This is a genomic window from Chryseobacterium sp. VAUSW3 (genome assembly GCF_002205795.1).
Lineage (GTDB): Bacteria > Bacteroidota > Bacteroidia > Flavobacteriales > Weeksellaceae > Kaistella > Kaistella yananensis.
This window is the reverse complement of sequence record NZ_NIUY01000001.1, coordinates 939,973-953,682: the sequence shown is the minus strand read 5'-3', so window position 1 is coordinate 953,682 and position 13,710 is coordinate 939,973. Positions and strand designations below refer to the sequence as shown.

14 protein-coding genes are annotated in these 13,710 nt (G+C 40.1%); 5 read left to right on the top strand and 9 right to left on the bottom strand.

The genetic code is table 11. From position 1 onward, the window contains the following. Positions 1 to 41: 41 nt before the first annotated feature. The 3 genes from CDW55_RS04305 to CDW55_RS04295 are packed head-to-tail and all read left to right on the top strand — an operon-like array spanning position 42 to position 2,144. On the top strand, positions 42 to 776 hold the full coding sequence (locus tag CDW55_RS04305) for a beta-carotene 15,15'-monooxygenase (protein ID WP_088468467.1): 735 nt from the start codon (positions 42 to 44) through the stop codon (positions 774 to 776). A 21-nt stretch (positions 777 to 797) separates the two neighbouring features. After that, positions 798 to 1,880 carry an AI-2E family transporter gene (locus tag CDW55_RS04300; RefSeq protein WP_088468466.1) on the top strand — a complete coding sequence of 361 codons (1,083 nt, stop codon included), beginning with the start codon at positions 798 to 800 and terminating at the stop codon, positions 1,878 to 1,880. 3 nt (positions 1,881 to 1,883) lie between these two features. Next, positions 1,884 to 2,144, top strand: a complete 261-nt coding sequence (locus CDW55_RS04295) for a DUF3820 family protein (RefSeq protein WP_088468465.1) — start codon at positions 1,884 to 1,886, stop codon at positions 2,142 to 2,144. A 378-nt stretch (positions 2,145 to 2,522) separates the two neighbouring features. On the opposite strand, the gene uvrB is transcribed toward CDW55_RS04295, so the two are convergent. Both uvrB and CDW55_RS04285 read right to left on the bottom strand, forming a co-directional pair. After that, a complete protein-coding gene (gene uvrB, locus CDW55_RS04290) occupies positions 2,523 to 4,511 on the bottom strand; it encodes an excinuclease ABC subunit UvrB (protein ID WP_088468705.1) in 1,989 nt (662 codons plus the stop codon). An 89-nt stretch (positions 4,512 to 4,600) separates the two neighbouring features. After that, positions 4,601 to 6,094: a S41 family peptidase gene (locus CDW55_RS04285; RefSeq protein ID WP_088468464.1), complete on the bottom strand. Its 1,494-nt coding sequence runs from the start codon at positions 6,092 to 6,094 to the stop codon at positions 4,601 to 4,603. A 46-nt stretch (positions 6,095 to 6,140) separates the two neighbouring features. Here CDW55_RS04285 and CDW55_RS04280 point away from each other — a divergent pair, with 46 nt between their 5' ends. Together CDW55_RS04280 and CDW55_RS04275 are read left to right on the top strand one after the other, a co-directional pair. After that, positions 6,141 to 6,521 carry a hypothetical protein gene (locus CDW55_RS04280; RefSeq protein WP_088468463.1) on the top strand — a complete coding sequence of 127 codons (381 nt, stop codon included), beginning with the start codon at positions 6,141 to 6,143 and terminating at the stop codon, positions 6,519 to 6,521. An 85-nt stretch (positions 6,522 to 6,606) separates the two neighbouring features. Then, a complete protein-coding gene (locus CDW55_RS04275; RefSeq protein WP_088468462.1) occupies positions 6,607 to 7,809 on the top strand; it encodes a PQQ-dependent sugar dehydrogenase in 1,203 nt (400 codons plus the stop codon). A 47-nt stretch (positions 7,810 to 7,856) separates the two neighbouring features. Here CDW55_RS04275 and CDW55_RS04270 read toward each other — a convergent pair whose 3' ends face one another. From CDW55_RS04270 to aat, 7 genes are all read right to left on the bottom strand, one after another. After that, positions 7,857 to 8,369, bottom strand: coding sequence for a DUF6973 domain-containing protein (locus CDW55_RS04270; RefSeq protein WP_088468461.1), 513 nt, complete (start codon positions 8,367 to 8,369; stop codon positions 7,857 to 7,859). Positions 8,370 to 8,420: 51 nt separating this feature from the next. Continuing rightward, positions 8,421 to 9,269: an acetyl-CoA carboxylase, carboxyltransferase subunit beta gene (gene accD, locus CDW55_RS04265; RefSeq protein WP_088468460.1), complete on the bottom strand. Its 849-nt coding sequence runs from the start codon at positions 9,267 to 9,269 to the stop codon at positions 8,421 to 8,423. 78 nt (positions 9,270 to 9,347) lie between these two features. Further along, entirely contained in the window at positions 9,348 to 10,415 is a 1,068-nt protein-coding gene (fbaA, locus tag CDW55_RS04260; RefSeq protein WP_088468459.1) for a class II fructose-bisphosphate aldolase, read from the bottom strand. Positions 10,416 to 10,483: 68 nt separating this feature from the next. After that, on the bottom strand, positions 10,484 to 11,350 hold the full coding sequence (locus tag CDW55_RS04255; protein ID WP_088468704.1) for an NAD kinase: 867 nt from the start codon (positions 11,348 to 11,350) through the stop codon (positions 10,484 to 10,486). Between the two features lie 3 nt (positions 11,351 to 11,353). After that, complete coding sequence (locus tag CDW55_RS04250; RefSeq protein ID WP_088468458.1) at positions 11,354 to 12,007, bottom strand: CBS domain-containing protein; 654 nt, start codon at positions 12,005 to 12,007, stop codon at positions 11,354 to 11,356. 172 nt (positions 12,008 to 12,179) lie between these two features. After that, positions 12,180 to 13,064 carry a DMT family transporter gene (locus tag CDW55_RS04245; RefSeq protein WP_088468457.1) on the bottom strand — a complete coding sequence of 295 codons (885 nt, stop codon included), beginning with the start codon at positions 13,062 to 13,064 and terminating at the stop codon, positions 12,180 to 12,182. Then, positions 13,054 to 13,701 (bottom strand): leucyl/phenylalanyl-tRNA--protein transferase, encoded by a 648-nt coding sequence (gene aat / locus CDW55_RS04240; RefSeq protein ID WP_088468456.1) that lies wholly within the window; start codon positions 13,699 to 13,701, stop codon positions 13,054 to 13,056. The genes CDW55_RS04245 and aat overlap by 11 nt, the downstream gene beginning before the upstream one ends. Positions 13,702 to 13,710: the final 9 nt, after the last annotated feature.

The window sequence follows — 13,710 nt, the reverse complement described above, 5'->3', positions numbered from 1 at the left end:
AATTTTAAATTTAAATTTGGGAAACATTAAAAATTAAAACTATGGACACTTTTCAGGAAATGGATGGCAATAAAGTGCCACAAAGAAGTACCAGCGAAATTATATCCCATGCTTTCGAGATGTATAAGGGAATTTTTCTTTATGCACTTCTGGCGATGGTGATTTATTTTATTGTCTCTATGGTTATTCAGCCGCTTTCGGGATTCGATTCAGAGAGTTTTTCTGAGGAAATCCGGTCTGCCGACGGTGATTTTTCATCGATCGATATCTGGGCAGTTCCCGGAATGAAAATTTATTACGGTCTTTCGGGAATTGTAAGCCTGCTTTTAGCTCCACTTTACGTCGGAGTCATTTATCTGGCAAATAAATATAACAATCAGGAGCGTTTGCAGGCTTCGGATTTATTTATCGGCTACAGACAGAACTTTGTTCAGATTGTAATCTACAGTCTTATGGCATCGGTAATTATGGCAATTGCGTTAATGATGTGTTTACTGCCTATTTTTTTTGTGATTCCGCTATTGCTTTTGGGTTATCCTATTTTACTTTTTGAAAATGCCACCTTTAATGAAGCTTTAAGCAAAAGTTTCAGAATCGCTAAAGATAATTACGGCGTATTTTTAGGAACATCACTCCTTGGATTACTGATCAGTATCGCGGGTGTTTTACTTTGCGGAATCGGAATCGTGGCAACACTTCCGTTCTATTTTGTAGTAATGTATTCAACGTATGTGGCGTACTGCGGAAAACCGAGACAACTGAATTTCAATAACTGATTCTGATTAGAATTTAAAATTATGCCCAACAGGAAACACCAAATCAGCGAGGTAAAAATAAAGCAGGTCTTTCTGCTGGCCCTTATTATTGTGCTTGCAGGATTAATCTGTTTTAATCTGTCTTTATTTATTCCTTCTGTTCTGGGCGCCATTACCCTTTACATTATCTCCAGGAAATACAATCTTTATCTTCAGGAAGAACGGGAATGGAAGCCCTGGCTCGCATCCACAGTAATTATTTTGGGCACACTGCTCATTTTAATTCTTCCTGTTTATTTTATCGCCGACCTGCTTATAGAAAAATTAGGAAATGCTTCTGCTTACATGCAGAAATTCAACATCTTCGTCGATAAAATTCATGATTATGTGTATTCCAAAACGAGAGTCGATATTCTGAGCAAGGAGAATTTAACGAAACTGAAAGACAAGGTGGGAAGTTTCTCGACCACCGCAGTGAGCAGTACTTTTAATACCCTTACTGTGATCCTCTCCATGTACTTTATTCTGTATTTTATGCTGGAGAAGCCAAGGCTTTTTGAAAGACTGGTAAGAAGTTCAGCCCCCCTTAAAAAGGCTAACATTAATTTGTTGGGGGAGAAAATACAGAAAATGGTTGTTGCCAACGCGATTGGGATTCCTGTTGTCGCCATCGGACAGGGAATTGTGGCGATTATAGGATACTGGATTTTTGGCGCACCCAGCCCGCTTCTCCTCTTTGCCTTAACAGCAGTCGCTTCGATGATTCCTATCGTTGGTGCGGCGATTATTTATGTTCCTGTGTGCATTTTTATGATTGCAGAAGGCAATATGGGTGCCGGGCTTGGGCTTGCAGCTTACTGTCTTATCGCCGTGGGATTAACGGATAACCTGTTAAGATTCACTCTTTTAAAGAAATTAGAAAACATCCATCCTCTAAATACGGTGTTCGGAATCATTATGGGTATGAATCTTTTCGGGTTTATGGGACTGATTTTCGGGCCGATTCTTATTTCGATTACAGTCCTTTTAATCCAGGTTTACAGAGATGAATTTTCTGATGACGACCGGGAACTCATTATGCCGGAACCAAAAGAGATCGAGAAAAAAATAGATTTAAGTATTTAAAAAATGGAAGGTTTAAAACCAGAAATCCTGCTGGAAATTTGCAGCGCGAGAATGCCTTTCGGGAAGTATAAAGACACTGTAATTGCAGATCTTCCCATCAATTATCTGGAATGGTTTCATCGGGAAGGTATGCCCAAAGGCAAACTGGGGATGCAGCTTTCTACTATTTACGAAATCAAAATCAATGGTTTAATGGACCTGCTTACCCCAATCCGTGGGAAAGTGAGTTTTGAAAAGACGAAGATGAAAGTTTATAAGTTTTAGTGTGATTGGATCAGGATTTTATATGATATTAGTCGGAGTATTCGGCATTTTTATGGGTCGCTATTTTTACAATAATGCCCATGATATTTACGAATACGAAAAATTAAAGACAAACCATTGATGGAGAAGAATTACTTTAAAACTTAAAACACTCCCGAAATTAAAATTTCTTGGAATTTCATTAATGGTTATCGGATTTCTTGAAATTATTTTCTTATTCTTTTCTCTACTAAGAAAATTACTGCTCGACTAAATCGAATTTGTAAAATCATTAAAAGAGCCAAAAGATAGCGTTCCTACGGAACGCCCCATTCATAGCTAAAGCAAGGTCTACACAGATTAGGTTCCTAACGGAACCGCTTCACAGAAATTTTATTATCAGGCCTTCAGCGCAGCAATTTCATCCCTTAATTTTGCAGCCTTAATGAAATCCAGGTTTCTGGCTGCAGCTTCCATGGCTTTCTGTTTTTCTGCAATCAATTCTGTGGCGTCTTTTCCATAGCTTGATTTTTCTTCGGCAACCTGTTTCAGAATTTCTTTTTGGGTATATTTCGGATCCGGGAAATCTTTGGATCTTCCGACAAGGATTTCCGAAATTTTCTTGTTCAGTGCCTGTGGAACCAAACCGTGTTTTTCGTTGTATTCCATCTGCTTTTCGCGTCGATAGTTGGTTTCATCGATCGCTTTCTGCATGGATCCGGTTATTTTATCGGCGTACAAAATCGCTTTACCATTAACATTTCTTGCTGCTCTACCAATGGTTTGAACAAGCGAACGACGGGAACGCAGCATTCCTTCCTTATCCGCATCCAGAATCGCAACGAGGGAAACTTCGGGCAAATCCAGACCCTCTCTCAATAAATTTACGCCCACCAAAACATCGAAAAGTCCTACCCGCAAATCCTGCATAATCTGAATTCTCTCCAAAGTCTCAACGTCGGAGTGGATATAACGCGTGCGTATTCCGAATTTTGTAAAATATTTTGTGAGTTCTTCTGCCATTTTCTTGGTCAGCGTTGTTACCAGAACTCTTTCATCAATCTCCGTTCTCTTCTGAATTTCTTCAATTAAATCATCAATCTGGTTTAAAGACGGTCTTATATCAATTACAGGATCCAGAAGTCCGGTCGGACGAATAATCTGCTCGATATATTCCCCGCCACTTTTTTCAAGTTCATAATCTGCCGGAGTTGCCGACACGTAAATCACCTGATTCTGCATGGCTTCGAACTCCTCAAACTTCAGCGGACGGTTATCCATTGCCGCCGGAAGACGAAACCCGTGTTCCACCAAAACCTCTTTACGGCTTCTGTCGCCTCCGTACATGGCGTGAACCTGGGGAATCGTTACGTGACTTTCATCAATCACCATTAAAAAATCCTTCGGAAAATAATCTAAAAGACAGAACGGACGCGAACCGGGCAATCTTCCGTCGAAATAACGCGAGTAGTTTTCAATTCCGCTGCAGTAACCGAGTTCTTTCATCATTTCCAGATCGAGTTCGGTTCTTTCCTGGAGTCGTTTGGCTTCAAAAGGTTTTTCGATTTCGTTGAAGAAATCCACCTGTTTCACCATATCATCCTGAATTTCGCGGATGGCATTGACCTGTGTTTCTTTGGAGGTCACGAAAAGGTTTGCGGGATAAATATTAATCTCTTCAAACTCTGCCATCACATTTCCGGAAAGCGGATCGAAGCTCTGAATTTTTTCAATCTCGTCACCGAAAAACTGTATTCGAACTGCATTATCGGCATAAGCTGGATATACATCAATTACATCACCTTTCACCCTAAATGTCCCGCGTGTAAATTCATTTAAAGTTCTTGCATACAAAGCATTCACCAGTTTATGCAGAAAAGCGGTCCGGGTGATTCTGGCATTTTTCTGAACTTCAATTAAAGACTTATTGAATTCCGTAGGGTTTCCGATACCGTAAATACAAGAAACCGACGCTACTATTAATACATCCCGCCGACCTGAGAGCAAACTTGCGGTTGCAGACAGTCTCAGTTTCTCGACTTCTTCGTTAATAGAAAGATCCTTCTCAATGTAAGTATTCGTTGAAGCAATAAATGCTTCCGGCTGGTAATAGTCGTAATAACTCACAAAATATTCCACGGCATTATCAGGGAAGAATTCCTTAAATTCCATGAAAAGCTGGGCCGCCAGCGTTTTATTATGCGCCAAAACGATGGTAGGCCTCTGAATTTCCTGCACAACATTAGCAACGGTAAAAGTTTTACCCGAGCCAGTAACTCCAAGAAGGGTCTGGTATTTTTCGCCAATTTCAATGCCTTTGACCAATTTTTCAATGGCCTGGGGCTGGTCGCCTGTGGGTTTGTATTCTGACTGAAGTTTGAACTGCATCATCTGCGCGAAATATTATAAAAATGTGAAAACTAAATTTGAAGTACAAAAATACAAAAGAAAGAGCAGTGATTCCTGCTCTGATTTATCTATTTCTTTCTTTTTAAAAAACTCTCAAAGTCTTCTATCACAAGGCCTTTGGCTTCATTCCTCGGTTGAAAACGTAGATTTCTGTTGCTATAGGTTACTGGATTTTCGGCCGTTTTTAAAATGGTTTGACCGCTGATCAGTTCCAAAGCTTTCTTCAGTTCCGGATCCGATACATTCCCAAACTCCTTTATATTGTTGATTGCCCGATAGGGATTGATATCGTAAGTCGGAAGGATTCCACCGCTGGGATTTGGATCTTTGTCCTTATTATAATAGGAAAATGTAATGGGCTGCAGCTTCCAGTTGTGTGCGGTATTTCTGGTGGAGTACGAAGTGTAATCTGATGCAGGCGAATCATAAAGGGTGATGGAACCAACAAATTTTCCGTAGGTTTCGTTACCGATGGTGGTTACCGGAACATATTTATTAAGACTGATGACGGTAAGTTCACTCGCAGAAGCAGTCTGGAAGGAAACCAATACATAAATCCTGCTCAAATTCAGGCTGTTTATATTTTGCTGGCCGGTCTGTTCGGGATATCCGTTCACGATATTATAGGTTTTCACGGTGTTGGTTAAATAATCCATTCCGTCTTCATCGTTATGCTTTGCGTTGAAATCAAGGTAAACGTAGGGCTGTCCGGTGTAATTTCCGTTCACCATCTGGGCCAGTGCAGTTGCCGTTTCCAGAGATCCACCTCCGTTGTATCTTAAATCCAGAACAAGTTCTGTAATCCCGTCGGCTTTCATTGTAGCAAAAGCAGCATTCAGTTCATCATTATAATCTAATTTGAAACCATTATAGACTAAATAGCCAATATTTTTGCCACCGTAATTGTACTTTTTATAAAAGGCTACGGGATTCTCATCAATATTTGTTTTGGTAATGCTGATGTTCTCAGCCCTGTCGGTTGTTACCAAACCCGTGGAAGTAATTACTGCAGTTGCAGCTCTTGTTATGGTAAACCGGTCCTGAGAGAGCTGCGAATAATTGCTGATTGTTAAAGGTGAGCCATTCACTTTAGTAATAATGTCTCCTCTTACGATTCCAGCATTAGCGGCTGAGCTTCCTGGAATTACGTAATTTACAAGTGCCACTGCAGAGGTATTGGTATTATCTTTGGGATAAACCGCATAATCAAAGCCGGTTAATTTTTCAATTTCAGCTATTTTCGATGCGGGTATAATGGTATTATTATTTTCTATCCAGGAGAACCGGTCGGTATTTCCATAATCATACAGCAGACTGTAAAATAGACCATCCGGAGTTTTAGAATTGATGTATGAAGCATAATCGGCAGAGTTTTTGAAGTTGTCAGCTAACTTAGGTACATTTGGCTGCCAGTAATACCACGAGTTCATCGCCTTCCACACAAAATCATTTACAGAGTTTGTAGCGGCCGGTGATGAGGGTGCCGGATCGTTATCCCTGGAACATGATAACAATGATAGGGTGGCAAGCGCTAGACCTGTTACATATATCTTACCTTTCATGTGTAATAATTTTAATAAATTTGAATTTAACCATTAACGGAAAATAATGAAAATCAATATCATAACCCCCGCAATTTTATTAGGCGTCTCTGCATTAATTTCTGTGTCCTGTACTGCAAACGCACTGCCAAAAGTAAAAAATCCGGTTTATGAATCGTATGATATTTCAGGAGAGAAAGGTTACCATGTATCATTTGAACTTAGTAACGATTCAATTCCTGCCACGTCTGTAGTTATTAACAGGATTCAGCAGACCATTTCTTCCGAAAATAAAACTGATTTAAAGTATAAAGTTAATGTAATCACGCAATCGAGAAAAATTTTGGGATTCAAACCTAAAATTACCGATCTCGATAACGGAATTTTCTTCAAAACAGATACCGCTGAAATTTTCAAACCTGTAAATTTCAAATTACAGAAACAGTAATTTTGTATAGCATTACTTTTTTAGTTACGGATTTTAAACCAAAAAATATTTAAATATGAATTATTTATCGATTAGAAATTTATCTATGTTGGGAATAGTTTTCCTTGTTTCCTGCACAGGAAGCCAAAAAACTTCGGTAACAGCGCAAGATACCACCGTGAACGGAATATTACCCAATCCTGAAACCGCCGACAAAAATTCCCCTGAATATCAGTCTGCTTTTGCAGGGCAAACCAGAGTTCCGGGCGTAAAAACCACCATTCCTTATCAGGTGGAAGTTATCAATTCAGATTTACAGAAACCGTGGGGAATCATCAATTTACCGGACGGCAGATTTCTCATCACTTCAAAAACCGGATACCTTAATATTGTTTCAGCAGACGGAAAAGCAATTTCGAAAGTTGAAGGACTTCCAAAAGTTGATGATAAAGGACAGGGAGGATTGCTTGATGTCGCGTTAGATCCAGATTTTGCCACTAATAGGGTGATTTTCTGGAGTTTCTCTGAACCGGTTTCGAGCGGAAATCATACGGCGGTGGCAAAAGGAAAACTTTCTGCAGATGAAAAAACAATAGAAAACCCAACGGTAATTTTCCGTGCAACTCCAACCTACGACGGTGATAAACATTACGGAAGCCGCCTGGCCTTTGATAAGGAAGGCTACCTTTTTGTAAGCACCGGCGAACGTTCTGACCGGGAAACCAGGCCTTATGCGCAAAAACAGGACTCTTATTTAGGAAAGATTTTAAAAATCACAAAGGACGGAAAACCCGCACCCGGAAATCCTAACCTTGCAGGTTGGAAGCCGGAAATCTATTCGACAGGCCACCGAAATCCGCAAGGAATGGCTATTGACCACAAAGGACAGGTTTGGGACGCAGAAATGGGACCGCGCGGTGGAGACGAAATCAATCTGATTCAGCCCGGAAAAAATTACGGGTGGGGTGATGTTACTTACGGAATTGAGTACAGCGGTAAAAAAATCAACAACGGAACAACAAAAAAAGAGGGAACAGAACAGCCTGTTTATTACTGGGATCCTTCCATATCCATGAGCGGAATCACCTTCTATACCGGAAATATTGAGGAGTGGAAAAACAATATGATGATCGGCTGCTTAAGCGGACAGAAAATCATCAGGCTGGTAATTGAAAATAATAAAGTAGTAGGTGAAGAATGGCTTTTAACCGACAAAAACGACAGAATCCGGGATGTGCTGAACGGGCAGGACGGTAATCTCTACGCCGTTTCAGACAGCGGAAAACTTTATAAAATATCTAAAAAATAAGAGATTTTAAATATGCATCAAGACCCTTGGCTGATGTTGAGGGTTTTTTACTGCTTTAAATATACTAAATCAGATTCGAAATTATCTTCCAAATTGGTAAGGATTTTTGCGGTCTTCGTTTTCACAAAGAGCTTTTCAACGAAAAAATTAGTTTCGAAGAACTGGCGGTGAATTCCAGGAAGTAATTCCATGAAAAGATCCATTCCCACCTGATTATTATGTAAATCCATCTTTTTCTCCAAAGGTTCGTTAGGGAAAAGTTCCTCGTGAAGATCGGTCATTTTTTTACAGAAATCTAAAGCTTTGTGCGGCGACGATATTTTGCAGCAGTACATCATGATGAGGCATGTCCACAGCGCATGTCGGTATGCATTCCCGATTCCGCTGTTGGCGTTGGTTTCCGGGAAATGCTTCTGAGCAAGCATAAAACTTTTCACCGTCGCATAAAATCCCAATAATGAGAAGAGCGGATGCGGCAGAGCAAGTCTCAAAAGTCTCAGAATTTTCCTGAAACTTAAAGTTCTTAAGGTGTTGAGCAATATTCTGGCTATTCTTCTCATAATAGAAATCTCCCCTGTAAAGGAGAGATTTTTATCGTTTTTAAGATTATATTAATGTACGAGAAGTCTCACGGTTTTGGAAACCTTCTCTTTAATTTCTGTACGCTTTACAATAAAGTCTACGAAACCTTTTTCCTGCAGAAATTCTGAAGTCTGGAAACCTTCCGGTAAATCCTTTCCTATGGTTTCACGAATTACCCTTGGTCCGGCAAATCCGATCAACGCGCCCGGTTCTGCCATAATAATATCGGCAGTCATCGCGAAAGATGCGGTAATACCACCAAAAGTAGGGTCGCAAAGATAAGCGATATACAGAAGTCCTTCTTCTGAAAGTTGGGCCAATTTCGCCTGAACTTTCGCTAACTGCATCAGGGAGTAAGTCGCCTCCTGCATTCTTGCTCCACCGGACTGGCAGATTATCATGTAAGGAAGGCGGTGTTCTATACAGTAATCTACTGCACGACGGATTTTTTCGCCCATTACCGAACCTAATGATCCTCCGATAAACGCAAAATCCATACATGAAATCACTATTTTCTCTCCGTTTACCGTTCCTACTGCATTACGGATGGAATCTGTTAACTTGGTTTTGGCTTTTACTTCTTTTAAACGGTCTGTATAAGCTTTGGTATCTTTAAAATTCAGCATATCTACGCTTTCTACGTTCGCGTCGAGTTCTGTATATTTATTTCCGTCGAAAAGAATTGAAAAGAATTCGTTGCTGCCAATTCTCACATGGAAACCGTCTTCGGGAGAGACATAATTATTAGCTTTAAGTTCCTCATGCTCAATAATTTTCCCTGTAGGAGTCTGATGCCAAAGTCCTTTCGGAAGATCTTTTTTGTCTTCTGTGGAAGTGGTGATATTTTTTGCTTTCCTTTTAAACCAGTCGAATGCCATTTTTGATAGATTTTAGATTCCAGATTTTAAATTATAAAAGTGCGACGCAATTAAAATTTATCATCTAAAATTTTAATTTTAAAGTGTATTTACATTGTTCAGATCTTCAAAAGCTTTTTCAAGTCTTGCACTGAAAGTTTCTTCGCCTTTTCTGATCCAAACTCTTGGGTCATAGAATTTTTTGTTTGGCTTGTCGTCTCCGTCAGGGTTTCCGATTTGAGTTTTCAAATACTCAAGATTGTTAACCATATAATCGCGAATTCCTTCGGTGTACGCAAACTGAAGGTCGGTATCGATGTTCATTTTTATCGCACCGTAGCTGATTGCTTCTCTAATTTCTTCAACAGTAGAACCAGATCCGCCGTGGAATACGAAGTTCACCGGTTTTTCACCAAGGCCAAACTTTTCCTGAACGTATTTCTGAGAATTATCTAAAATTTTTGGGGTCAGTTTAACATTTCCTGGCTTGTAAACGCCGTGAACATTACCGAATGCTGCTGCAATGGTAAAGTGAGGAGAAATTGCCTTCAATCTTTCGTAAGCATACGCCACTTCATCAGGCTGGGTATAAAGTTTAGACGAATCTACTCCCGAATTGTCTACACCATCCTCTTCACCACCGGTAACTCCAAGTTCAATTTCGAGTGTCATGCCCATTTTTGCCATTCTTTCGAAATATTTACAGGAAATGTCAAGATTTTCTTCAATCGGTTCTTCAGAAAGATCGAGCATGTGTGATGAGTACAAAGATTTTCCGGTTTGTGCAAAAAACTCTTCGTTAGCCTCCATTAAACCGTCAATCCAAGGTAAAAGTTTTTTCGCACAATGGTCCGTATGCAGAATTACAGTTGCTCCGTAAGCTTCAGCCAACGTGTGAATGTGTTTTGCACCTGCGACTGCACCGGCTATTGCGGCTTTTTGCCCATCGTTGCTTAAACCTTTTCCTGCATTGTATGCTGCGCCACCATTTGAAAACTGAATAATTACGGGAGAATTTAATTTCGCAGCAGTTTCCATCACCGCGTTCGCATTACTGGAACCGATAACGTTTACTGCGGGAAGTGCAAAGTTATTTTCTTTAGCATATTCAAAAATGTCGGTAACCATTTGACCTGTGGCAACACCTGCCGGAAAACGTCTGTTCATAATATATTTTTTAAAAGATTTATTCTGAATTTTAGGTCTGTAAAGTTAAGAATTTTATGCGAAAAACATTAGTTTCTTTTATCTTTTCCCCAAAGGAGTTTCTGGCGGATTGTTTCGTAAAAACTTAAGTTATTGGGATGAATGAGCAGGATCTGAAACTTTGCTTTACGCAGCACAATTTCCACATCGGTTTCCATGTGGATCAGCCTGGAATCGAGAGACAAAGAATATTGCGGAACACGGCTTTCAACTTTCAGGCGAATTTCCACATCATCATTTACAATTAAGGGCCGCACATTCAGATTATGAGGTGCAATAGGTGTGATGACGAAATTGGCGTTGGCTGGTGTAATAATTGGTCCGCCACAACTTAATGAATAGGCTGTAGAACCGGTTGGGGTGGAAATAATGACACCGTCGCCCCAGAAGACATTGAGAAACTCTCCATTTATATAAGATTCTACCGTAATCATGGCGGTAGTTTCTTTACGCGAGACTGTTAAATCGTTTAAAGCATAGGGAAAGAAAACAGAGTTGTTCGGCGAAACAATTTCAATAACCGATCTTCGGCTAATTTTTACTTCTCCTTTAATAATATCATCAAGTTCCAAAAAAACTTCCTCCTTACTGAAACTTGCCAGGAATCCCAGCCTTCCGGTATTTACTCCCACCACAGGAATTTCTAAATCCTGCACATATAGCAATGAGTTTACAATGGTACCATCGCCTCCGAAGGTAAAAAAAAGATCTACTTTTTTCTGCTTTAAATCTTCTTTCCCACAAAAGGTTTCAAAGATTTTCGAAAACTGCATCGCGTTGGCCATTTCTTCGTGTAAAACCGCCTGTACGCCGCGTTTTTCGAGCTCTGAAACAAATTTACTGAGATACAGAAAGGTATCTAAGTCGCTTTTTTGAGAATATATTGCTGCCTTCATCATTTAAAACTCCAGAAATTTTTGAAAGAAACCGAATCTGTCTTTCAGCAGGTCTTCCTTCTCATCATCATAATACTTATGAACTACGCTGTAGCCGTATCTTTCGAAGGTTTCGTCGATAGAGCTGGTATTTTCGCTATTGAATTTCAGGGTGATCTGTATATAGTCTTCGGTAATTAAATTAATGAAACAGCCGTAGATTTTACCATTGTTTGATTCTACAATTTTGCAGACTTCAGTCATGGAATAATGTCTGCCACTGGTCTGCACAATCATCACCGCGCCGTTTTCCGAGAAAAGCGGGTATTTTGAAAATTCATGAAAGATATCGTCGCAGCAAAGATAGCCCATGTATTTTTCGGTCTTCGAAATCACAGGAACCACGTTGCAGTTGAAGGTGTGAAAAAGTTTGATGGAATCGAGCAGATTACCGTCGTCCAGAATTGCAAATTTTTCGAAATGCATATCGAGTGAGCCCAGCGTTCCTTCCGGACTTTCATCTAAAAAGGACTGGCTGATCGCGCCCTGGTACACGCCTTTCTTTTTTACAAATACATGAGAATAACCGAACTCTTTCGCCATTTCATTCGCATCATCAATCATGTCGCTGGAGTTGAAAGCCGGGTAATCTTTCGAAATGTAATCTTTGATAAACATGATGCTAATTTAGGAAAATATTAAAAACCTGAGGCTCTTTTGAAAATTTTTAAAAATAATTTAAAAAATAGCTTGCTTCATATGGAAACAAAAACATATCTTTGTCGCCTTTCATTTTTACTTTTTATTAGATTTATTTCAAACTGCACTGTCCATTGGGCTTTGCAGTTTTTTATTTTTGGGCTGCGGGCATCTGCCGGAGAAAAATTAATCCCGCCAGAATAATCACTCCTCCAAAACCCTGCATCAAAGTAAGTTTTTCCCCATCCAAAAGTCCCCAGATAATCGCCACCACCGGCATCAGCAACGTAACGGTAGAGGCAAAAAGCGGAGTTGAAACACTCAGAAGTCTGTAATTAAGCATCATCGCCAGCCCGGTTCCGAAGATTGAGAGTAAACTTACAAAGCCAATCCCTTCCCATAAACTGCTGTTTACCTGAATATTATTAAAAAATCCTGCAAATACCAGCGCAATTACCGATGGAAGAATCAGAACAAATGAAAAGACAAATGCAGAAAGAATTTTTGCAGGAATATCACTGAGTTTTGATTTTACCGTCGTGGTACTTATTGCATACATTAAGGTCGCCAAAAGTAACAGTAATATCGGAATCAGTTTGAACTCGCCGCCTTCGCCACCGGAAAACGCCAAAATACACGCACCGGTAAAACTGATGATGACGCCAACAACCTGTCTTTTGGTGGTATGAAATTTCCAGAGCAGCGCGCCCACAATAATCACGAAAATCGGCATCATCGAGTTGATGATTCCCGCAATGCTGCTGCTTACCTCGGTTTCCGCAATCGGGAAAAGAAACATGGGAATGAAATTTCCTGTCACTGCAGCGAGTATAAGCCATTTCAAATGTTTTTTTGGAAATTTCCTGATGTTGAGAATTGCCAAAGGAAGCAGAATAATTCCGGCAATCAAAACGCGCAGCGCGCCTACTTCATACGGATTGAAATGCTCCAGTGATTTTTTTATCAGTATAAATGAAGAACCCCAAATAACGGAGAGCAACACCAGTAAAACCCATTTTTCTTTTTCAGGATTCATTGTTTCTTTTTAAAATGTTTAAATATTCAAGTTTGGGAATCATCCTTGCACCCAGACTTTCGAGATGCTCAGAGTGAATCTGACAGTCGATTAGTTCCAGATCTTTATTCTGCAGGATGAAATTTAGAAATCCGGCTTTTGAGGCGTTGCTTACTTTGGCGAACATACTTTCGCCACAAAACACGTTTCCGATCTGAACTCCGTAAAAGCCACCGACGAGCTCTTCGTTCTGCCAGACTTCAAAGCTTTTTGCAAAACCATGTTCATGAAGTTTTGTAAACGAGTCAATCAGTTCATCGGAAATCCAGGTTCCGTCCTGCCCCTTTCTGTAGGTGTTTTTGCAGTGAAGCATGACTTTGCGGAAACATTTGTTTTCAGTAAAAGTAAAGACTCCATCTCGCAGGATTTTTTTCATTGATTTTGAAATGCGCACTTCATCCGGAAAAAGTACAAATCTTGGATTGGGACACCACCAAAGAATTTCTTCGCCTTCATTATACCACGGAAAAAGCCCAATTTGGTAAGCGAACAAGAGCCTTTCGGGAGAAAGGTCGCCACCCACCGCCAGCAAGCCGCTTTCTGAATTCATCAATTCAGGATCGGGAAAAGAGATTTCGTTTGGATCGAGTAAAACCATTTTTCAAAA